At 75.2% G+C, this 21,474-nt stretch carries 17 protein-coding genes and 1 pseudogene; 4 read left to right on the top strand and 14 right to left on the bottom strand.

All coding sequences use genetic code 11. From position 1 onward, the window contains the following. Positions 1–18 precede the first annotated feature (18 nt). The 8 genes from IE170_RS12685 to IE170_RS12720 all read right to left on the bottom strand — a co-directional run bounded on the left by IE170_RS12685 (position 19) and on the right by IE170_RS12720 (position 9,675). Positions 19–972: an ornithine cyclodeaminase family protein gene (locus IE170_RS12685; protein WP_223856370.1), complete on the bottom strand. Its 954-nt coding sequence runs from the start codon at positions 970–972 to the stop codon at positions 19–21. Then, complete coding sequence (locus tag IE170_RS12690) at positions 969–2,039, bottom strand: proline racemase family protein (RefSeq protein ID WP_189809429.1); 1,071 nt, start codon at positions 2,037–2,039, stop codon at positions 969–971. Before IE170_RS12690 ends, IE170_RS12685 begins: the two co-directional genes overlap by 4 nt. After that, positions 2,036–3,040, bottom strand: a complete 1,005-nt coding sequence (locus IE170_RS12695) for a proline racemase family protein (RefSeq protein WP_189809430.1) — start codon at positions 3,038–3,040, stop codon at positions 2,036–2,038. The genes IE170_RS12690 and IE170_RS12695 overlap by 4 nt, the downstream gene beginning before the upstream one ends. Positions 3,041–3,057: 17 nt before the next feature. Next, positions 3,058–3,987 carry a dihydrodipicolinate synthase family protein gene (locus tag IE170_RS12700; RefSeq protein WP_189809431.1) on the bottom strand — a complete coding sequence of 310 codons (930 nt, stop codon included), beginning with the start codon at positions 3,985–3,987 and terminating at the stop codon, positions 3,058–3,060. Between the two features lie 136 nt (positions 3,988–4,123). Next, a complete protein-coding gene (locus tag IE170_RS12705; protein ID WP_189809432.1) occupies positions 4,124–5,626 on the bottom strand; it encodes an FAD/NAD(P)-dependent oxidoreductase in 1,503 nt (500 codons plus the stop codon). Further along, positions 5,607–5,936 (bottom strand): (2Fe-2S)-binding protein, encoded by a 330-nt coding sequence (locus IE170_RS12710; protein ID WP_189809433.1) that lies wholly within the window; start codon positions 5,934–5,936, stop codon positions 5,607–5,609. The genes IE170_RS12705 and IE170_RS12710 overlap by 20 nt, the downstream gene beginning before the upstream one ends. After that, complete coding sequence (locus tag IE170_RS12715) at positions 5,933–7,102, bottom strand: NAD(P)/FAD-dependent oxidoreductase (RefSeq protein ID WP_189809434.1); 1,170 nt, start codon at positions 7,100–7,102, stop codon at positions 5,933–5,935. Before IE170_RS12715 ends, IE170_RS12710 begins: the two co-directional genes overlap by 4 nt. Positions 7,103–7,227: 125 nt before the next feature. Then, on the bottom strand, positions 7,228–9,675 hold the full coding sequence (locus tag IE170_RS12720) for a collagenase (RefSeq protein WP_189809435.1): 2,448 nt from the start codon (positions 9,673–9,675) through the stop codon (positions 7,228–7,230). A gap of 217 nt (positions 9,676–9,892) precedes the next feature. Here IE170_RS12720 and IE170_RS12725 point away from each other — a divergent pair, with 217 nt between their 5' ends. Further along, complete coding sequence (locus IE170_RS12725; RefSeq protein WP_189809436.1) at positions 9,893–11,263, top strand: aminopeptidase P family protein; 1,371 nt, start codon at positions 9,893–9,895, stop codon at positions 11,261–11,263. A 157-nt stretch (positions 11,264–11,420) separates the two neighbouring features. Here the strand turns inward: IE170_RS12725 and IE170_RS12730 are convergent, their stop codons facing one another. The 3 genes and pseudogenes from IE170_RS12730 to IE170_RS12740 all read right to left on the bottom strand — a co-directional run bounded on the left by IE170_RS12730 (position 11,421) and on the right by IE170_RS12740 (position 13,607). Beyond that, positions 11,421–11,921 (bottom strand): hypothetical protein, encoded by a 501-nt coding sequence (locus IE170_RS12730; protein ID WP_189809437.1) that lies wholly within the window; start codon positions 11,919–11,921, stop codon positions 11,421–11,423. Between the two features lie 166 nt (positions 11,922–12,087). Beyond that, positions 12,088–12,480, bottom strand: a pseudogene (locus IE170_RS12735) (RidA family protein); the annotation flags it as partial. Next, on the bottom strand, positions 12,477–13,607 hold the full coding sequence (locus IE170_RS12740) for an acyl-CoA dehydrogenase family protein (RefSeq protein ID WP_189809439.1): 1,131 nt from the start codon (positions 13,605–13,607) through the stop codon (positions 12,477–12,479). The pseudogene IE170_RS12735 and the gene IE170_RS12740, both read right to left, overlap by 4 nt. A gap of 137 nt (positions 13,608–13,744) precedes the next feature. Here IE170_RS12740 and IE170_RS12745 point away from each other — a divergent pair, with 137 nt between their 5' ends. The 3 genes from IE170_RS12745 to IE170_RS12755 all read left to right on the top strand — a co-directional run bounded on the left by IE170_RS12745 (position 13,745) and on the right by IE170_RS12755 (position 17,074). After that, positions 13,745–15,355, top strand: a complete 1,611-nt coding sequence (locus IE170_RS12745; protein WP_189809440.1) for an AMP-binding protein — start codon at positions 13,745–13,747, stop codon at positions 15,353–15,355. A 4-nt stretch (positions 15,356–15,359) separates the two neighbouring features. Continuing rightward, positions 15,360–16,166 (top strand): PaaX family transcriptional regulator, encoded by an 807-nt coding sequence (locus IE170_RS12750; RefSeq protein ID WP_189809441.1) that lies wholly within the window; start codon positions 15,360–15,362, stop codon positions 16,164–16,166. Positions 16,167–16,234: 68 nt separating this feature from the next. Continuing rightward, a complete protein-coding gene (locus IE170_RS12755; RefSeq protein ID WP_189809442.1) occupies positions 16,235–17,074 on the top strand; it encodes a GNAT family N-acetyltransferase in 840 nt (279 codons plus the stop codon). Positions 17,075–17,105: 31 nt separating this feature from the next. On the opposite strand, the gene IE170_RS12760 is transcribed toward IE170_RS12755, so the two are convergent. From IE170_RS12760 to argF, 3 genes are all read right to left on the bottom strand, one after another. Next, the gene (locus IE170_RS12760; protein WP_189809443.1) at positions 17,106–19,364 is read right to left on the bottom strand and encodes a bifunctional salicylyl-CoA 5-hydroxylase/oxidoreductase; all 2,259 of its coding nucleotides are present in this window, start codon (positions 19,362–19,364) and stop codon (positions 17,106–17,108) included. Between the two features lie 4 nt (positions 19,365–19,368). Continuing rightward, complete coding sequence (locus tag IE170_RS12765) at positions 19,369–20,196, bottom strand: enoyl-CoA hydratase family protein (RefSeq protein WP_189809444.1); 828 nt, start codon at positions 20,194–20,196, stop codon at positions 19,369–19,371. A gap of 103 nt (positions 20,197–20,299) precedes the next feature. Then, complete coding sequence (argF, locus tag IE170_RS12770; RefSeq protein WP_189809445.1) at positions 20,300–21,316, bottom strand: ornithine carbamoyltransferase; 1,017 nt, start codon at positions 21,314–21,316, stop codon at positions 20,300–20,302. Between the last annotated feature and the right edge of the window lie 158 nt (positions 21,317–21,474).

Raw genomic sequence — 21,474 nt, forward strand, 5'->3', positions numbered from 1 at the left:
GAGGAACAGCGTACAATGTCACGTTTCGCTGTTCTTCCCGGCAGCCGCGTACAGCGCCACCGCCACGGCGAGATCCTCCCAGGCCATGCCCACGCTCTTGAAGAGCTGTGGACAACCGGCCGGGCCCGGCCCCGGCGCCCGCCCCGCGACCAGGTCGGCCAGGGTGGCCGTGATGTGGCCCGGCCCGATCGCGCCCTCCGCCTCCGGGACCAGCAGGTCCCCCGCCTCCCGCAGGGCCGCCGACCGGGCCTCGACGTACACGGCCGAGCGCCGCACCAGCGCCGTGTCCGTCTCCCGGGCGTCCGGCTCGTGCGAGCCGACCGCCACCACCACCGCGCCGGGCGCGACGAGCCGCCCGTCGAAGAGCGGGGTGCGGGCGGTGGTGCAGCACAGCACCAGGTCCGCTCCGTCGACGTCCGCCGCCGTGCCTGTCCGCGCCGGGATGCCCAGCGTGCGGGCGTGCTCCGCGAGGGCCTTGGCGCCCGGGCCGTCCGGGTCGCGGCCGACGATCACGGCCCCGGCCAACTCCCGTACGGCGGCGACGGCTTCGAGGTGCCCGTACGCCTGCGGACCGGTCCCGAAGAGCACCAGCCGCAGCGGCCGCCCGGCCGGGGCCAGGTGTCGCAGGGCCAGCGCGGAGACCGCCGGGGTGCGCAGCGCCGTGAGGGCGGCGCCGTCGAGGAGGGCGACCGGGCGCAGGGTGGGCCCGTCGAGGAGGAGGTAGGAGCCGGTGATCCGGGGCAGGCCCCGCGCCGGGTTCCCCGGCGCCACCCCGGCGATCTTGACACCGGCGTACGCCCCCTGCGCGGCCGGCATCAGCAGCAGTTCCCCGCCGCCCGGCACGGCGACCGCGCTGCGCTGCGGGCAGGACTCCGGATCGAGCCCGGCGCGCAGGGCTGCGGCCAGGGCGTCGGCCGCCGCGGCCGGGCCGAGCAGGGCGGTGGTCTCGGCGGCGCCGATCTGCCGGATCAAAGCAGGAACCCAGCGCCGAGCGCGTCGTGCGGGTCGAGCGTGAAGCGGTGCTCGCCGGTGCGGTACGCGCTGCCGGTGACCTCGGTGACGAGGCCGGCCGGGTCCGGCCCGGGCGCGGCGGCCCCGGGGACGATCCGGCCGGTGAACACGGTCCCCGCCACCGACTCGTGCAGCAGGGAGTCCTCCGGCCCGATGCGGCCGTCCTCGGCGAGGAGGGCGAGCCGCGCGGACGTGCCGGAGCCGCAGGGCGAGCGGTCCACCTGCCCGTCGGCGAAGACGGTGACGTTGCGCTGGTGCGGGCCGAAGGGCGTGTCGGGGAGCTCCTCGTGGAGGATCACCCCGTAGACGCCGGAGAGCAGCGGGCCGTCCGGGTGCCAGGTGGCGGGGTGTCCGGCGAGCGCGGTGCGGATCTCGCGGCCGGCGCGCACCAGGTCCCCGAGCGCGGCCCGGGAGACGTCCAGGCCGAGGTCGCGCGCCCGCACGGAGGCGTAGCAGGCTCCGGCGTGGGCGATGTCGGCCTCGGCGATCCCGAAGCTCGTGGCGACGGGGACCTTCCGCGCGCCCACCCGGGCCGCGACGTTGCGGAAGGTGACGCCGGTGGTGCGGCCGCCGCTGCGGTGGACGGTGGCGGCGACCCGGCCCGAGGGCACGTCGATCCGCACCCGGACGTCGCCCTCGTCGGGGGCGGGCACCCGGCCGGTGTCCACGGCCCAGGCGCCCAGCGCCATGGTGCCGTGGCCGCAGGCGGTGGAGTAGCCGTCCTTGTGCCAGAAGAGGACGCCGAAGTGGGCGCCGTCGTCGTCCGGCGGAACGACGAACCCGCCGTACATCCCGGCGTGCCCGCGCGGCTCCTGCACGAGCATGCGCCGTACGGAGTCCAGCGCGCCCGGCCGCGGCGCGGTGCCGGAGCCGCCGGGGCCGATCGCGGTGGCGCAGCGCTCGGCGACGGTGTCGCCGGGGGCGGGCGGGAGGCCGGGGTCGGCGGTGTCGACGATCCGGAAGGGCTCTCCGGCCGCGTGGTAGTCGGCGGTGCGCACCTCGGGCACGGCGGGGTCGTCCGCGGTCATAGCAGGAACCCTCCGGGGAAGGGGTCGGACGGGTCGAGGAAGTACTGGGCGGTGCCGGTGATCCAGGCCCGCCCGGTGACGGTGGGCACGACGGCGCCGTAACCGCCGACGGTGGTGCGGCCGACGAGCCGGCCGGTGAACTCGGTGCCGATGAAGGACTCGTTGACGAAGTCGGCGCCGAGGTCGAGGAGGCCGCGGGCGTGCAGCTGGGCCATGCGCGCGCTGGTGCCCGTACCGCAGGGCGAGCGGTCGAACCATCCGGGGTGGATGGCCATGGCGTGCCGGGAGCGGCGGGCGTCGGAGCCGGGGGCCGCGAGGTAGACGTGCTTGACGCCGGCGATGGCGGGGTCCTCGGGGTGGACGGGCCGGTCGGCGGAGCCGTTGATCGCGTCCATGATCGCGAGCCCGGCGGCGATCAGGTCGTCCTTGCGGGCGCGGTCGAAGGGGAGGCCGAGGGCGTCGAGTTCGACGAAGGCGTAGAAGTTGCCGCCGTAGGCGAGGTCGTAGGTGACGGTGCCGTATCCGGGGACGTCGGCCTTGAGGTCGAGGCCGGCGCAGTAGGCGGGGACGTTGGTGAGGGTGACGGCGGTGGCCGCCCCGTCCTCGACGCGGACGTCGACGGAGACGAGTCCGGCGGGGGTGTCGAGGCGGACGGTGGTGACCGGCTCGACGGCCGGCACCATGCCCGTCTCGACGAGGACGGTGGCGACCCCGATGGTGCCGTGCCCGCACATGGGCAGCAGGCCCGACACCTCGATGTAGAGGACGCCGAAGTCGGCGTCGGGGCGGGTGGGGGGCTGCAGGATCGCGCCGCTCATCGCGGAGTGGCCGCGCGGCTCGTACATGAGCAGGGTGCGGACGTGGTCCATGTGCTCGATGAAGTGGAGCCGTTTCTCGGCCATGGTCGCGCCGGGGATCACCCCGACGCCCCCGGTGACGACCCGGGTCGGCATGCCCTCGGTGTGCGAGTCCACCGCGTGGTAGATGTGGCGCGTGCGCATGGGTTCCCCCCGGTCGGCTAGTTGAGTCCCTCGGCGAGGGCCTTCTCGGTCGCGGCGCGGACGGCCGCCTCGGTCTCCCCGGTCAGCGGGTAGCGCGGCGGGCGGGTGGCGCCGCCCGGGCGGCCGGCGAGGTCCATGGAGAGCTTGATGGCCTGGACGAACTCGGTCTTGGAGTCCCAGCGCAGCAGCGAGTGCAGGGACTTGTACAGCGGCAGTGCGGTGTCCAGGTCGCCGGCGACGGCCGCCCGGTAGAGGGTGGCGCAGGCGGCGGGCAGGGCGTTGGGGTAGCCGGCGATCCAGCCGACGGCGCCGGCGAGGGCGAGTTCCAGCAGGACGTCGTCGGCGCCGATCAGGAGGTCCAGGCCGGGGGCGAGTTCGGCGATCTCGTAGGCGCGGCGGACGTCGCCGCTGAACTCCTTGACGGCGACGATGCTGCCGTCGGCGTGGAGCCGGGCGAGCAGGGCGGGCGTGAGGTCGACCTTGGTGTCGATCGGGTTGTTGTACGCGACGACGGGCAGGCCGGTGCGGGCCACCTCGGCGTAGTGGGAGCGGACGGCGTCCTCGTCGGCGCGGAAGGCGTTGGGCGGCAGCAGCAGGACGGAGCCGGCGCCGGCCTCGGCGGCCTGCTCGGCCCAGCGGCGGGCCTCGGCGCTGCCGTAGGCGGCGACGCCCGGCATGACGCGGCTGCCGTCGCCCGCGGCCTCGACGGCGGTGCGCACGACGCGGGCCCGCTCCTCGTCGGTGAGGGTCTGGTACTCGCCGAGGGAGCCGTTGGGGACGACGCCGTCGCAGCCGTTGGCGATGAGCCACGCGACGTGGTCGGCGTAGGCGTCGTAGTCGACGGAGAGGTCCTCGCGCATGGGCAGCGCAGTGGCGACCATGATGCCGTGCCAGGGGCGGGTGCGCGGGTCGGCGGCGGTGGGCGCGGGGGTGTGCGCGTCGGTCATGAGAGAGCTCCCTAGTGTGGTGTGTGACATTTTACTAGTGGGTTGAACTCGGCCACAAGACTCCGGACGGGCCGGGTCGTGCAGGCCGGGGGCAGAAGGGGGCGCAGCGCGCGGCGCGCCCTGCCGCCCGCGGACGTCAGCCGTCGGCGGGCGGCAGGCCGGCGAGCAGGCGCATCGGCACCGGACAGGACAGCGGCCGCCGGTCGGGCGCCTGCTCCTCGCCGGCGAGGGCGGCGACGGCCGGTCCGCACATCCGGCCCTGGCACCAGCCCATTCCGGCGCGGGTGAGCAGCTTGGCGGTACGGGCGTCCCCGGCCCCGAGGTCCGCGACGGCCTCCCGGATCCGCCCGGCCGGCACCTCCTCGCAGCGGCACACGTCCGTGTCGTCCCGCAGCCAGCCGGTCCAGCCCTCCCCGGGCCGGTGGGCCCGGCCCATCGCGTCGGCGAAGGCCCGCAGCCGCGCGCGGCGGCGCACCAGGGCCGCCGGGACCGGCCGGCCGGCGACGGCGTGGGCCGCGATCTCCCCCTCGACCAGCGCCGGCTGCGCACCGGCGATGCCGCCGGTCTCGCCGGCGGACCAGATGCCGGGGACGGAGGTCCGCTGGAGGGCGTCGAGGTCGAGCGCGGCGGTGCCGTCGGCGGCGCGGCGGGTGGCGCAGCCGAGGCCCGTGGCCAGCTCCAGCTGCGGGACCAGGCCGTGCCCGACGGCCACGGCGTCGCAGGGGATGCGGCGGGCGGTACCGGGCAGCGGCCGCCAGTCCGCGTCCAGGCGGGCCACAGTGACGGCCTCCACCCGGTCGGTGCCGTGCGCCTCGGTCACCGCGTGCCGGGTGAGCAGCCGCACGCCGTGGCGCAGCAGGGCCCCGCCGTACACGGCACCCTCGGCGAGCTTGGCGGGATTGCGGAGCAGGGCGGGCAGGGCGGGGGCGTAGCCGGTGTAGGCGGCGGCCTCGACGACGGCGGGTACCCGCGCCCCGGCGGAGGCGAGGGATCCGGCGACGGCGAGCAGCAGCGGGCCGCTCCCGGCGACGACGACGCGGCGGCCGGGCAGGACGAGGCCGCCCTTGAGCATGGCCTGGGCTCCGCCGGCGCCGACGACGCCGGGCAGGGTCCAGCCGGGGAAGGGCAGTTGGCGCTCGTAGGAGCCGGTGGCGAGGAGCACGGCGCGGGCGCGGACGGCCACCGCGTGCTCCTCGGGCCCGGCGACGGCGTGCAGCACCCAGGCGGCGGGGGCCCGGCCGGCGGCGTCCCCGGCGGGAGCGGCGTCCTGCGGGGCGTCCTGCGCCGCGTCCTGCGGGACCACGGTCCACACGTGGTGGCCCGGCAGGTACGTGACGCGGCCGGAGGCGGTGTGGGCGCGCAGGGCCCGCTCGCGGGCGGCGAACGCGGCCCAGCCGTGGTGGAGGGCCTCGGGCCGCTCCGCGCCCAGCTGCGGGGCGGGATGCCGGTAGAACTGCCCGCCGGGCCGCTCCCCCGCGTCGATCAGGGTGACGCGCAGGCCGAACCCGGCGGCGGTGACGGCCGCGGCGAGGCCGGCCGGGCCGGCGCCGACCACGGCGAGGTCGGCGAGGCCCTCCTCCGGGTGGTCGGCGGCGTCCTGGGCGCCGGGGCCGGGGAGGTCAGACGGCGAGGTCGGCACGGCCGGTCCCTTCCTGGGTGGTGACGGCGTCCCCGGGGCGGGCGGGGACCAGGCAGGCGCGCTGGTTGGGGCGGCCGTTGACGGTGACGAGGCAGTCGTGGCAGCTGCCGATCCCGCAGAACGCGCCGCGCGGGGCGCCGCCCTGACGGGTGGTGCGCCAGGCGAGGATCCCGGCGCCCCACAGCACGGCGGCGATGGACTGCCCGGCCTGGGCGGTCAGCTCGCGCCCGTCGAAGCGCAGGGTGTACGTGGCGTCGGGGCGCCCGCCGACGAGGTCGCGCGGGGACCGGCGGTGCGGGCGGTCGGTCATCGGCCGGTCTCCTTCGGCTGCGCCGCGGGATCGGGGAAGCGGTCCGGGCGGAAGGGGTGGAGCGGGAGCGGGGGTTCGGCGCCGGTGAGGGCGGCCGCGACGAGGACCCCGGTGGCGGGGGCCAGGCCGATGCCGGCGCCCTCGTGCCCGCAGGCGTGGAGCAGTCCGGGGACCCGGGGGTCGGGGCCGATGGCGGGGAGGTGGTCGGGGAGGTAGGGGCGGAAGCCGTGGTAGGCGCGCAGGACGCGGGCGTCGGCGAGGACCGGGAAGAGGGCGGCGGCCTGTCCGGCGAGGCGGCGCAGGGCCTCCGTGGACAGCGACCGGTCGAAGCCGACGCGCTCCCGGGTCGCCCCGATCAGCACCGGCCCGGCCGGGGTGCCCTCGACGACCGCCGAGGACTGCAGGGCCGCGGAGCCGCTCGCGACGTCCGCGATGTAGTCGGCGGCGTACACCTTGTGCCGTACGACCCGGGGCAGCGGCTCGGTGACGAGGACGAAGCCGCGCCGCGGCAGGACCGGCAGGGCGGTGCCGGCGAGCTCCGCGATGCGGCCGCCCCAGGTGCCGGCGGCGTTGACGACGGCGGGGGCGGCGAGTTCGCGGCGCGTGGTGCGCACCCCGCGGACGGCGCCGCCGGCGGTGAGGACTGCGGTGACCTCCTCGCCGAGGTGGAGTTCGGCGCCGGAGGCGGCGAGCAGGCGGGCGGCCGCCTGTGCGGGCTGGACCTGAGCGTCCTGGGGGTAGAGGAAGCCGCCCGCCCGCCCGGGCGCCAGGTGCGGCTCCAGTTCGCGCAGCTCGGCGGGGCCGGCCTCGACGGCCTCCACGCCGACGGCGCGCTGCCCTTCGGCGAAGGCGCGCAGGGCCTTCAGGGCGGTCTCGTCGGGGGCGATGACGAGGCCGCCCTTGGGCTCGTATTCGATTTCCTCGGGGAGGTCGGCGGCCAGGTCGCGCCAGAGGCCTGCGGACAGCAGGGCGAGGTCGAGCTCGGGGCCGGCCTCCTTGTCGGAGACGAGGAGGTTGCCCTCGCCCGCGCCGGTCGTCCCGCCGGCGACGGGGCCGCGGTCGACGACGGCGGCGCGGAGGCCGGCGCGTGCGGCGTAGTAGGCGCACGCCGCTCCGACGACGCCGGCTCCGACGATCACGACGTCCAGGGGATGTCTCTTGGGCACGGCAGTAATATGTCACATTCTTTTGCGGCTGCCCAGAGCGTGCAGCAGCGGATGGTCCGGCGGCCGGCCCTCCCCCCGCTCCGGGGGTCTCCCGGAAGGCAGGGCCGGCCGCCGGCGGCACGGGGTCAGCTGCGCAGCGGGCCCTCGCAGCTGTAGGGGGAGGTGCCGGCCGTGCGGTTGTCCCAGATCTCCACCGGGCCGAAGGAGCAGTTCATGTCCGCCAGGTTGTTGGAGGCCGCGCCGGCCCGGTCGAGGAGGAAGTAGTCGACCGTCTCGGACATGTCCTTGAAGTTCTGGTCGTCACTGCGCCAGTTCTTCAGGTTCGCGGTGATCCGGCCGGTGCAGGTGAACCGCCGCTTGCCGGGGTCGCCGTTCTCCACGCAGTCCGGCGTGTTGTAGGTGGCCGCAGCGAACGAGGACTTCACCGAGGCGAGCGCGGAGTCGCGCAGCTGCTCGTTCGGCGTGTACGTGGTGTTGGGCACGAACAGCTGGTCCACCTTGGCGATCTGCGCGTCCAGGAAGCGGTCGTAGTCGCGCTGGAGGTAGCTGTCCGAGCCGAGGCGGTGGCGCCAGGCGTCGTACTTCGCCACGTCGTTGTTGCGCAGGTGGGTGTACATCTCGCGGAGCAGGGACGGCTTCTCGGTCCACAGGAACTCGAAGAACGTGCCGGCGTAGCTGTAGAAGCGGAAGCCGTCGCCGTCGTACGTGGCGTTGAGGATCTGCCCGACGCTCATGCGGGGGCCGCCGCCCGCCGTGTCACCGATGATGCTCTTGACGAGCGACTTGCGCACGGCGATGCCGTCGGAGCGGGTGGCCCCGTCGAAGAACTCGGCCGTGCCCTCGTCCATGGCGGTGGTGCGGTCGCCCTCGTACCAGGGGCCCTGGCCGAAGAAGCCGTGCACGGCGAAGCGGCCGTTGAGGTAGTGCACGTACTCGTGGCGGAAGAGCTCTTCCAGGGTCAGGGTGGAGTCCTGCGGGACGCGGCGCTGGTAGGTGTAGAAGGTGGCGCCGTTCTCGATGTAGATGCCGCCGTTGTTCGTGTCGTACCCGGTCAGGATCGGGTGGTAGTTCACGTAGTCGGCGCGCGAGGCGTACAGCACGATGTTGAGGGTGCTGTTCGGGTCGCCGGCGAGCGGCTGGTCGGTGCCGATCACCCGGTGGTACTGCGCCTTGACCTGCTTGCTCGCGTAGTAGAGCTGGTCGACGGTGGCCCGGTCGAGGGCGGTGCGGACCTTGATGGCGCCGTTGTCGTAGGTGAAGGTGTTCGGGAAGAGCTGCTTCTCGATGTCCTCCTTGCAGACCCCGTACGGCTTGCACGCCTCGTAGAAGTTGAGCCAGGAGACGATCTTCGCCCACTGCTCGCTGCCGTCGCCGAAGGTGGTGCGGGCCGTCGACAGCAGCCCGCCGAGGTCGGCCACGGTCCGGTCCTTCAGGGAGGGGACCTGGCCGAAGCGGCCGTACTCGCCGAGGGCGTCGCGGGCGACCCAGGCGTTGGCGGTGCCCTTGAGGTGGCCGTAGCCGGCGAACGCCTTGAACAGGTCGCGGTAGGCCGGGTCGGCGGCGACCGCCGCGTGGAAGGCGGCGTCCTGGTTGCCCGGGTAGACGCCGAGGTAGTTCACCGACAGCGCGGCCAGTGCGGCGCCCGCCCAGTTCGGGTCGTGGTGGGTGGCCGGGTGGCCCGGGTCCATGGTGGCCAGGACCTTCTTGATCAGGCCGATCTGGTGGTGGCGCAGGCCGGGAGCACTGCCGGCGTAGAGGGCCTCGCGCAGGGTGCGGGCGTTGGAGGCGGTCGTGTCGAAGGTGCGGGCGGCGGCGCCGAAGTCGGCGATGGCGCGGCGCATGGCCTCGACGGTCGGCGCGTCGGTGACGTCGATCTCGGAGCGCGAGTGGTCGTGGTAGGCGACGGCGTGCAGGTAGGTGAACATCTCCTCCAGGTGGGAGGAGTTCTTGCCGTCGTGCGCCGCGGCCAGGGCGGATATGCGCCGGGAGACGGCCTGGACGTGGGCGTCGGACATGACCCGGGCCAGGCGGGCGTCCCAGTTCCAGATGATGCTGCGCAGGCAGCCGTCGGCCGTGACGGCCTCGTCGGCGAGGAAGTCGGCGAACTGCTCCGGGGACAGCCCCGTGACGCCGTCGAGGGTGCAGGGGACGCCGGCGGCGAGGGTGCGGCCGGTCGCGGGGGCCGCCGCGGCGGCCTTGCGGCTCTTCTCGCTGCGCTCGGAGGCCGGCGCGGCCGCGGTCGGGGCGCCGGGGGTGCGGCCCTGGGCGGCCTGGGCCGCCGCGGCGTCCGCGGCGGAGCGGGCGGCCTGGCCGCCGGGGGTGCGGCCGGCGCCCGGCGCGACGGCGGACGCGGGGGCCGCCTCCTTCGGCGAGGCGAGGCGGTCGACCTCGTCGAACGGGTTCCCGCCGCGCGCCCCGGCGGCGGGGGCGGCAGGGGCGGCGGCCGCACCCTGCGCCGGGGCGGGCACCGCGGTCTCGGCAGCCACCGTCACGGCCTGGCCCGCCGTGGCGAGGAGCGTGACCGCCACGGCGGTCGAGAGGAGGGAGGAACGCACAACTCTGTGCTGGGACACCAAGGACTCCTGGAAGGGGAGGTGGGGGACATGGCGGACACGGCGCGGGGGTGCTGCGTGGGACGTGCCGGACGAGCGGTCGTGCGTGAACTGCCCTGCGCCACACGGCATTTGACGGGGATTAACGCGCCGCGGTGTGAGCTGTAACATAGTAATGTGAAATTGCACTGACAAGACCTGTGCGCACACCAGTTCACGTCTTTCCCAGGGAGCCCCCGTGACCGAAGCCCTCTCCCGCCTCAACACCGGGAGTCACGACCTGCCGGTATCCGCCGAGTTGTCCCGGTACATGGCCGGCAACTGGGCCCCGTCACCGCTGCCGGACTCCGAGCGCGTCGCCGCGTACGCCGTCACCCCGGCCCGCCGCGCCCGCCTGTCCGCACTCTTCCCGGGCGAGCGGCTGATCGTCCCGGCCGGCGAGCTGAAGGTCCGCTCCAACGACTGCGACTTCCGCTTCCGCCCGCACAGCGCGTACGCCTGGCTCACCGGGCTCACCGGCGAGGACCAGGTCGGCCACGTGCTCGTGATGGAGCCCTCCGGCCCGCACGGGCACGAGGCCGTGCTGTACCTGCGCCCCCGCTCGCCGCGCACCGGCGGCAGCGAGGAGTTCTACCGGGACCGCCGGTACGGGGAGTTCTGGGTCGGCCGGCGCCCCGACCTCGCGGAGGCGGAGCGGCTGACCGGGCTGCGCTGCGCCCACCTGGAGGCGCTGGGCGACCCGGCCGGCCGCAACGCCGCGACCGACGCCGAGCTGGCCACCGCCCTGTCCGAGCTGCGCCTGGTCAAGGACGCCTGGGAGGTCGAGCAGCTCCAGCTGGCCGTCGACCACACCGCCGCCGGATTCGAGGACGTCGTACGGGCGCTGCCGCGCGCGCTCGCCCACCCTCGCGGCGAGCGGTGGATCGAGGGGGTCTTCGGCCTGCGCGCCCGGGCGGAGGGCAACGGCACCGGCTACGACACCATCGCCGCGTCCGGCGCACACGCGTGCGTGCTGCACTGGATCCGCAACGACGGGCGGCTCGACGCGGGCGACCTGCTGCTGCTCGACGCCGGCGTGGAGACCGACACCCTCTACACGGCCGACATCACGCGCACGCTCCCGCTGTCGGGGCGCTTCTCCCCCGTCCAGCGGCAGGTGTACGAGCTGGTGCTCGCCGCGCAGGAGGCGGGCATCGCCGCGCTTCGGCCGGGGGCGAGCTTCCGCGACTTCCACCGCGCGGGGATGCGGGTGATCGCGGAGGGCCTGGCGGACTGGGGCGTGCTCAAGGACGCCGAGGGCGACCTGCACCGCCGGTACACGCTGTGCAGCAGCGGCCACATGCTGGGGCTCGACGTCCACGACTGCGCCAAGGCGCGCGCGGAGACGTACCTGGACGGGGTGCTGGAGGAGGGCCAGGTGCTGACGGTCGAGCCGGGCCTCTACCTCCAGCCGGACGACGAGACGCTGCCGCCGGAGCTGCGCGGCATCGGTGTGCGCATCGAGGACGACCTGGTCGTCACCGCGACGGGGGCCCGGCTGATGTCGGGGGCCCTGCCGCGGACGGTGGCCGGGATCGAGGAGTGGATGGGCGGCCTGCTGGAGGGCTGAGCCCGCCGCCCCGGCCGCCCCGGCCGCGGCGCGGGAGGGGCGGCCGGGGCGGACGGCGGTGACGGCCCGCGCGGGATGCGCGGGCCGTCACCTGCCGGTTCCCTCCGGCGTGTTCGGGATGCGGAATGAACGGGCGGCTCAGTTCCGGTGTGCGGAGTTACTTGCCGCCACCACCACCGCCACCGCCGCCACCGTGGCCGCCGCCGCCGTGGCCGCCACCGCCGCCGTGGCCGCCGTTGCCGCCACCACCGCCGTCGCCGCCACCGCCGCCACGGCCTCCGCCGTCGTGGCCGTTGCCGCCGTTGCCGCCGTAGCCGCCGTCGTGGCCGTTGCCGCCGTAGCCGTTGTGGCCGTTGCCGCCGTAGCCGTTCCAGTCGTGGTCGTTGTAGTCGCGGTAGTCGTGCCGGTCGTAGTCGCGGTTGCTGTGGTGGACGTTGTCCCAGCACCAGTCGGGCCGGTCGTCCCACCGGTTCCACCGCTCGCAGCAGTCACGCCAGTCATGGCTTCCGCGCCGGTCGTCCGAACACCGCCAGTCCTGCCGGGTCTCCGGGGTCAGCGAGGTCTGCGCGGCAAACGCTCCGCTCACCGGCGTCAGGCCGAGAGCGACGCCTGCGGCGCCCGCCACGGCTGCCGCAATGATCCCACGGCGCATGATCATGCACCTCCGAGCATCTTGACAATTGATCCCAAAGGGGGCATTTCCACACTCCCCCCTTACCTGCTCCCTGTCAAAGGCCGCTCGCCGGCCCCGCACCCCGGGACCCCCCGCAAGCCGCTTCCCAACTGGGATCCCCGCCTTGTGGAATTGCTTCGGACGGACCGTCAAGGACGGCGATACCGTCCAGTTCGACCAGGGCTTCCTCGTCCCAGAGCCGGACGATGCCCACGACCGCCATCGCCGGGTAGTCGCGGCCCGCCAGACGCCGCCAGATGCGGCCCAGTTCGGGGGCGTGCGCCCGGTAGTCCGCCACGTCCACCGCGTACACGGTCACCCGCACCAGGTCCGCCGGCGCGCCGCCCGCCGCCGCCAGCGCCGTCAGCAGACCGGACAGGGCCCGCTCGAACTGCTCCGGCAGCGTCGCCCCGACCACCGCTCCGTCCGCGTCCAGCGCGGTCTGCCCCGCGAGGAACACCAGCCGGGAGCCGGTCGCCGCCACCGCGTGGGAGAAGCCCGTCGCCGGCGACAGCTCCGCCGGGTTGATCCGCTGCGGGCTCACCGGTACAGCTCCCGCGCGATGATCGTGCGCTGGACCTCGCTCGCGCCCTCGTAGATGCGCGGGGCCCTGACCTCCCGGTACAGGTGCTCCAGCAGGTGGCCCCGGCGCAGGGCGGCGGCCCCGTGCAGCTGCACGGCGTGGTCCACCACGTACTGCGCGGTCTCCGTCGCCAGCAGCTTGGCCATGGCCGAGCGGCGCGGGACGTCCGCGTCCCCCGCGTCGTACGCGCCCGCGGCCGCGTAGACCAGCAGCCGGGCCGCCTCGGTCCGGGTCGCCATCTCCGCCACCCGGTGCCCGACCGCCTGGAGGTCGCCGAGCACCCCGCCGAACGCGGTGCGGCTCGCGGTGTGCGCCAGCGTCGCGTCGAGGGCGGCGCGCGCCATGCCCACCGCGAACGCGCCCACGCTGGGCCGGAACAGGTTCAGCGTGGCCATCGCCACGGCGAAGCCGCGCCCGGGCCGGCCCAGCAGGTCCTCCGGGCCGACGGGGACCCCGTCGAAGACCAGTCTGCCGATGGGGTGCGGGGAGAGCATCTCCAGCGGCTCCCCGGACAGTCCGGGCCGGTCGGCCGGGACGAGGAAGGCCGTGACGCCCTTCGCCCCGGGAGCCTCGCCGGTGCGGGCGAAGACGGTGTAGAAGTCGGCCTCCGGGGCGTTGGAGATCCAGCACTTCTCGCCGCTGAGCCGCCAGCCGCCCGCCGCCCCCGGGTCGGCGCCGGCGTCGGGCTCCGCCGCGAGCGCCAGCGCCGCCGCGTCCGAGCCGGCCCCCGGCTCGCTCAGCGCGAAGGCCGCCACCGCCCGGCCGGCCCGCACCTGCGGCAGCCAGCGCTCCCGCTGCGCGTCCGTGCCCGCGCTGAGCACCGGGTGCGCCCCGAGCCCCTGCAGGGCCAGCGCCGTCTCCGCCTCCGTGCACCCGTACGCGAGGGACTCCCGCAGCAGGCACAGCTCCAGCGCGCCCGAGGTGAACAGCCGGTCCAGCAGCCCCAGCGCCCCGAGCTCCGCGAGCAGCGGACGGTTGACGCGTCCCGGCTCCCCCTTGTCCGCCAGCGGCCGCAGCCTCGTGGCCGACAGCTCGCGCAGCTGCCCGCACCACTGCTCCTGTTCCGCTCCGAGCGCGAATCCGGTCATCCGAACATCCCCGCTTCTATCGCGTCCTGTTGACTCCCGTCACCATCACGATACGCTCGTGGGGCAAGCGCACGGCCGGCTCCACCCGTTTCGGCCCCGACCAGGGGGCGCAGCCGTCGCAAGGGGGCGAACCCGCCTTGGAGCTCAAGCCTTCGGCCCATGCCGACACCTTCGCGCGCGACCACCTGCCGCCGCCGCACGCGTGGCCGGACCTGCTCTTCGAACTGCCCGAACTGGCCTACCCGGACCGCCTCAACTGCGCGGCGGAGCTGCTCGACGCCACCATCGCCCGGCTCGGGCCGGAGCGCCCCGCCTTCCGCAGCGGCACCGGCGAGACCTGGTCGTACGGGGAGTTGCGCGACCGGGTGGACCGCATCGCGCACGTCCTGACGGCCGACCTCGGGGTGGTCCCCGGCAACCGGGTGCTGCTGCGCGGCCCGACCGGCCCCTGGCTCGCCGCGTGCTGGCTCGCGGTGGTGAAGGCCGGTGCGGTCGCCGTCACCGTCCTGGCGCAGCAGCGGGCGCACGAGCTGGCGACGGTGTGCGCGATGGCCCGGGTGGGGCACGCCCTGTGCCACGAGTCGGTGCTGGAGGACCTCGCCCGCGCGGACGTCCCCGGCCTGCGCGTCACCCCGTACGGCGGGACCGGCCAGAAGGACCTGCTCCGCCTCGTCGAGCAGCACACGGAGCCGTTCCCGGCGGTCGGGACCTCCGCGGACGACGTGGCGCTGATCGCCTTCACCTCCGGCACCACGGGCCGGCCGAAGGGCTGCATGCACTTCCACCGGGACGTGCTGGCGATCGCCGACACCTTCTCCCGGCACGTGCTGCGGCCCCGGCCCGACGACGTCTTCGCGGGCAGCCCGCCGCTCGGCTTCACCTTCGGCCTCGGCGGCCTGGTCGTCTTCCCGCTGCGCGCCGGCGCCAGCGCCCTGCTGCTTGAGCAGGCCGTACCGCGCGTCCTGCTGCCGGCCCTGGCCGAGCACCGGGTCACCGTGCTGTTCACGGCGCCCACCGCCTACCGGGCGATGCTGGACGCGCTCGACGGCGAGGCCCACGACCTGTCGGCGCTGCGCCGCTGCGTCTCGGCGGGCGAGAACCTCCCCGCCGCGACCTGGCAGGCCTGGCACGAGCGGACCGGGCTGCGGATCATCAACGGGATCGGCGCGACGGAGCTGCTGCACATCTTCATCTCCGCCGCGGACGACGACATCCGCCCCGGCACCACCGGCCGCGTCGTGCCCGGCTGGCAGGCCCGCGTGGTGGACCGCTCCGGCCGGCCCGTCGCGGACGGCGAGCCGGGGCTGCTCGCCGTGCGCGGCCCGGTCGGCTGCCGCTACCTGGCCGACCCGCGGCAAGGGGACTACGTACGGGACGGCTGGAACCTCACCGGCGACACGTACATCCGCGATGCGGACGGCTACTTCCGCTACGTGGCCCGCGCCGACGACATGATCGTCTCCGCCGGGTACAACATCGCCGGCCCGGAGGTGGAGGAGGCGCTGCTGCGCCACCCGGACGTCGCCGAGGCGGCCGTCGTGGGCCGCCCGGACGAGCGGCGCGGCCAGATCGTCGTGGCGTACGCCGTCCCCCGTCCGGGCGCGGTCCTGACGGAGGACGCCCTGCGGGAGTTCATGCGCGCCGAACTGGCCCCGCACAAGTGCCCGCGCGCGTTCGTCTTCCTGCCCGAGCTGCCGCGGACCCCGACGGGGAAACTTCAGCGGTTCCGGCTGCGCGATCTACAGTGAACCCGTGGCCGAGCAGCACACCCCGCGATCCCTGATCGTCACCTTCTACGGCGCCTACGGGCGGGCCTTCGAGGGGCCCGTGCCCGTGTCGGCGCTGGTCCGCCTGCTGGGCGCCGCGGACGTGGACGCCCCGTCGGTGCGCTCCTCGGTGTCCCGGCTCAAACGGCGCGGCTTCCTGCTGCCCGCCAGGGCCTCGGACGGCTCCGCCGGGTACGAGCTCTCCGACGATGCGCGCCGGCTCCTCGACGACGGCGACCGGCGCATCTACGGCGACCGGGCCGTCCGGGGCACCGGCGAATGGCTGGTCGCGGTGTTCTCCGTCCCGGAGCAGGAGAGGCACAAGCGGCACCTGCTGCGCTCCCGGCTGGCGCGGCTGGGCTTCGGCGCCGTGGCCCCCGGCGTGTGGATCGCGCCGGCGCACCTGTACGAGGAGACGGGGCACACCCTGGACCGGCTGCACCTGACGGCGTACGTGGAGCTGTTCCGCGGCACGCACCTGGGCTTCGCTCCGACCGCGGAGGCGGTGGCCCGCTGGTGGGACCTGACCGCGCTGGCCAAGGCGCACGAGGAGTTCCTCGACCGGCACGAGCCGGTGCTGCGCGCCCTCCAGCAGGGCGGTTCGCCGACGCCGGAGCAGGCCTACCGGGACTACCTCCGGGCCCTGGACGGCTGGCGGCGCCTGCCGTACGCGGACCCGGGGCTGCCGCGCGACCTGCTGCCGTCGGACTGGCCGGGCGACCGGGCCGCGGCCGTCTTCGCGGAGCTCCACGCCCGGCTGCGGGACACCGGCGCCCGCTTCGTCCAGCCGTAGTCCGGCGGACGGCCGGGGCGGGCGGAATTCCGGGTGCGGCGCGGTGCGGGCGGGCGCCATGATGGGCCATGACCTGGACCTTCACCCATGATCTGGCGGCCTACCGGGCCGCGGCCGGGGCGGCCGTCGCCGCCGACCCCGTCTCGAACACGCTGCTGCTGACCGTGGAGGGGGCCCTGCTGCGTCGCGGCCCGCACGCCTTCTCGGACCGGGACCCGGTGTTCGGCTGGTGGACCGGCGCGGACGGCACGGTCGCCGGCGGCCTCCTGTGCACGCCGCCGTACCCGCTGGTCCTCGGCAGGGTTCCCGGCGAGGCGGTGGCGGCGCTGGGCGAGGCGCTGCGGCGGGAGCCGCTGCTGGGCGGGGTCGGCGGGTTCAATGCCCGGCGCGCGGACGGCGAGCGGCTCGCGGAGGCGTGGGGGCGGCCGGTCGGCGAGCCGGAGGTGCTGCGGCTGTACCGGCTCGGGGAGCTCGCGGCGCCGGATCCGGCGCCCCAGGGGCGGGCCCGGGCGGCCGTGGAGGCGGACCTGCCGCTGGTGCGGGAGTGGTGCGCCTCCTTCGCGGCGGAGGTCGGCGACCCGCCGCCCGGCGAGGGCGCGGCGCGGGACCGGGTCGCCGGGGGCGGGGTGCTGCTGTGGGAGGACGCCGCGGGCCGTCCGGCGGGGCTCGCCGCGTTCAGCCCGCCCGACGGCGGGACCTCCCGGATCGGCCCGGTGTACACACCGCCCGAGCACCGCCGGCGCGGGTACGCGGCGGGTGCCACGCATGCGGCGGTGGGCGCGGCCCGGGCGGCGGGCGCCCGGGAGGTGCTGCTGTTCGCGGACACGGCGAACCCGACGAGCACGGGGGTCTACCTGCGGCTCGGCTTCGTGCCGGTGGAGGACCGGGCGGTGTTCGCACCGCGCTGAGCGGTGCGGCCACCGCCCGCTGCCCGGCCGCTCAGCCCTTTCCGGTGGGCGGTTTGCGGCTGCCGGCCCGGTAGGGCGCCGGCCAGGGGGCGGCGGGGCCGGCGTACTCCTGGTCGGCGGCCGCGTGCAGGGTCCAGTGCGGGTCGTACAGGTGGGGTCGGCCGAGGGCGCAGAGGTCGGCGCGGCCGGCCAGGAGCAGCGAGTTGACGTCGTCCCAGGAGGAGATGGCGCCGACGGCGATGACGGGGACGCCGAGTGCGTTGCGGATCCGGTCGGCGTACGGGGTCTGGTACGAGCGCCCGAACTCGGGGGCCTCGTCGGGGACGACCTGCCCGGTGGAGACGTCGATGGCGTCGGCGCCGTGCTCTGCGAACGCGGCGGCGATGCGGACGGCGTCCTCGGCGGTGGTGCCGCCGGGCGCCCAGTCGGTGGCGGAGAGCCGGACGGTCATGGGCCGGTCCTCGGGCCAGACGTCGCGGACGGCGTCGAAGACCTCCAGGGGGAAGCGGAGCCGGTTCTCCAGCGGGCCCCCGTAGGCGTCGTCGCGGTGGTTGGCGAGCGGCGAGAGGAACCCGGACAGCAGGTAGCCGTGCGCGCAGTGCAGTTCGAGGAGGTCGAAGCCGCAGTCGGCGGCGCGGGCGGCGGCCGCCGCGAAGTCGGCGCGGATCGCGGCGAGCTCCCGGCGGTCCAGGGCGCGGGGGACCTGTGAGACGCCGGGCCGGTAGGGCAGGGGGGAGGCGGCGGCGACGGGCCAGTTGCCCTCGGGCAGGGGGTCGTCCATGCCCTCCCACATGAGTTTGGTGGAGCCCTTGCGGCCGGAGTGGCCGAGCTGGACGCCGAGGGCGGTGCCGGGTGCGCAGGTGTGGACGAAGTCGGCGATGCGCCGCCAGGCGGCGGCCTGCGCGTCGGTGTAGAGGCCGGTGCAGCCGGGGGTGATCCGGCCCTGCGGGGAGACGCAGACCATCTCGGTCATGACGAGGCCGGCGCCGCCGAGGGCGCGGGCGCCGAGGTGGACGAGGTGGAAGTCGCCGGGGAGGCCGTCGCCGTCGGCGGCGGAGTACATGTCCATCGGGGAGACGACGACCCGGTTGCGCAGGGTCAGCCCGCGCAGGGTGAACGGGGTGAACATGGGCGGGGTGCGGTCGTCCGGGCAGCCGAAGTCGCGTTCGACGGCGCGGGTGAAGCGCTCGTCGCGCAGCCGCAGGTTGCCGTGGGTGACGCGGCGGCTGCGGGTGAGCAGGTTGAACGCGAACTGCCGGTCGGGCTGGTCGACGTACCCGGCGAGTTCCTCGAACCAGCGCATGCTGGCGGCCGCGGCCCGCTGGGTGGAGGCGACGGCGGGCCGGCGGGCGGCCTCGTACGCGGTGAGTGCGGCGGGGACGTCCGGCTCGGCGGCGACGGCCTCGGCGAGGGCGAGCGCGTCCTCGACGGCGAGTTTGGTGCCGGAGCCGATGGAGAAGTGCGCGGTGTGGGCGGCGTCGCCGAGGAGGACGGTGTTGCCGTGGGACCAGCGCTCGTTGACGACGGTCCGGAAGCCGGTCCAGGCGGACCGGTTGCCGTGCAGCGGGCGGCCGCGCAGGGCCTCGGAGAAGACCTTGGCGCAGCGGTCGGCGGATTCGGCCTCGTCGCACAGGTCGAGGCCGGCGGCGCGCCAGACCTCCTCCCGCATCTCGACGATGACGGTGGAGGCGTCCGGCGCGTACGGGTAGGCGTGGAGCTGCATGACGCCGTGCTCGGTCTCGGCGATTTCGAAGCGGAAGGCGTCGAAGGCGAAGTCGGCGGCGAGCCAGATGTAGCGGCAGCGGCCGCTGGTCAGGGTGGGCCGGAAGTGCTCGGCGGCGGCCTGCCGAGTGGCGCTGTGGACGCCGTCGGCGGCGACGACCAGGTCGTGGGAGGCGGCGAGGGCGTCGGCGGGCGGGGCGGGGGTGCGGAAGCGGAGCGTGACGCCGAGGGCGGTGCAGCGTTCGTGCAGGACGTGCAGGAGGCGGCGCCGGCCGAGCGCGGCGAAGCCGTGGCCGCCGGAGGTGTGCATGCGGCCGCGGTGGACGATGTCGATGTCGTCCCAGCGGACGAACTCGGCGCCGAGGGCCCGGTACACCTCGGTGTCGGCGCGTTCGATGCCGCCGAGGGTCTCGTCGGAGAGGACGACACCGAAGCCGAAGGTGTCGTCGGGCGCGTTGCGCTCCCACACCTGGACCCGGTGGCCCTGCCGGGCCAGCAGGGCGGCCGCGTACAGGCCCCCCGGTCCTCCGCCGATCACTGCGACGTCGAGCGTGTTCCCGAGGGGCACGGCGCTACCTGCCTTCCCACTCCGGCGGCCGCTTCGCGGTGAAGGCGGCGTGGAACTCGGCGTAGTCCCGGCCGTTCATCAGCAGGGCCTGGGTGCTGGCGTCGAGTTCGACGGCCGCGGCGAGCGGCATGTCGAGCTCGGCGGTCAGCAGGGCCTTGGTCTGCGCGTACGCCAGGGCGGGCCCGGCGGCGAGGTGCGCGGCGAGCTCCGCGGCCCGTACGTCGGCCTTGCCCTCCTCGGTGAGCTCGCTGAGCAGGCCGATGCGCTCGGCCTCGGGGGCCCGTACGGGCTCGCCGAGCATGAGGAGGCGGGTGGCGTGGCCGAGGCCGACGACGCGCGGCAGCAGGTACGCGGCGCCCATGTCGCCGCCGGAGAGGCCGACGCGGGTGAAGAGGAACGCGAAACGCGCGGTGGGGTCGGCGATGCGGAAGTCCGCCGCGAGCGCGAGGACGGCGCCGGCGCCGGCGGCGACCCCGTGCACGGCGGCGATCACGGGAAAGGGGCATTCGCGGACGGCGCGCACCACCTGGCCGGTCATCCGGTTGAAGTCCAGGAGCTGCGCGGTGTCCATGGAGAGGGTGGCGCCGATGATCTCGTCGACGTCTCCGCCGGAGCAGAAGCCGCGGCCTTCGCCGCCGAGGACGAGGGCGCGCACGGACCGCTCGCGGGAGAGCTCGGCGAGCAGGTCGCGGAGGTCGGCGTACGCGCCGAAGGTGAGGGCGTTGAGCTTCTCGGGGCGGTCGAGGGTGACGGTGGCCACGCCGTCCTGCCGGGTCACCCGCAGGTGGCGCCACTGTTCTGTTGCCTGGGTGGAACCGGTGAAGGGGCTCACGCACCCGAAGGTATCACCGGATCCTGACTTCCGTCACGGAAACGCGATAGACGGGTGAGGGGGCGCGAATCGGGATCCCCCGCCCCTCCCCCGCACCGGGCCGTCAGGCGGTGCCGGCGGGTGCGGCGAGCGTGGCGACGAGCACGGCCTTGATGGTGTGGAGCCGGTTCTCGGCCTCGTCGAAGACGACGGAGTGCGTGGACTCGAAGACCTCGTCCGTCACCTCCAGCGACTCGAGGCCGTGGCGGGCGTGTATCTCGCGGCCCACGGCGGTGCCGAGGTCGTGGAAGGCGGGCAGGCAGTGCAGGAACTTCACGTCCGGGTTGCCGGTGGCGCGCAGGACGTCCATGGTGACGGCGTACGGGGCGAGGGCGGTGATCCGCTCGTCCCACACCTCCTTGGGCTCCCCCATGGACACCCACACGTCGGTGGCGACGAAGTCGGCGCGGGCGACGCCCTCGGCGACGTCCTCGGTGAGCAGGATCCTGGCCCCGCTGACGGCGGCGAGGTCGCGGGCCCTGTCGATCACGGACGCGGCCGGCCAGTAGGCCTTGGGTGCGACGATGCGCACGTCCATGCCGAGGAGGGCGCCGGTCACGAGGTAGGAGTTGCCCATGTTGAAGCGGGCGTCGCCCAGGTAGGCGAAGGCGATCCGCTCGACGGGCAGGGCGCTGTGCTCGGTCATGGTGAGGACGTCGGCGAGCATCTGGGTGGGGTGCCAGTCGTCGGTGAGCCCGTTGTAGACGGGCACGCCGGCATGGGCGGCGAGCGCCTCGACGGCCGCCTGGCTGTCGCCGCGGTACTGGATCCCGTCGAACATCCGGCCGAGCACGCGGGCGGTGTCCTTGACGGACTCCTTGTGCCCGATCTGGGAGCTCGCCGGGTCCAGGTAGGTGGTGTTGGCCCCCTGGTCCGCGGCGGCGACCTCGAAGGCGCAGCGGGTGCGCGTCGAGGTCTTCTCGAAGACGAGGGCGATGTTGCGGCCCTTGAGGCGGGGCTGCTCGGCACCCGCCTTCTTGGCGGCCTTGAGCTCGGCGGCCAGTTCGACCAGGCCGCGGAACTCGGCGGCGGTGAAGTCGAGCTCCTTCAGGAAACTGCGGCCGGCGAGGTCGATGGCCATGGGGGTACTCCAGGGTCGCGGGGCGGGAAGCGGGAGACCGGAAGTCTATACGATGCTCTGTATTGATATACAGACCCCGGGTGCCCTGCCCACGCCTTCCGCCCGGTGCTCCCCGCCTCCTCCCGATTCATCCTGCCTCGTCAGACGCCCTGCGCCCG

Source organism: Streptomyces toxytricini, assembly GCF_014649915.1.
In the GTDB taxonomy this organism is placed as follows: Bacteria; Actinomycetota; Actinomycetes; order Streptomycetales; family Streptomycetaceae; genus Streptomyces; species Streptomyces toxytricini.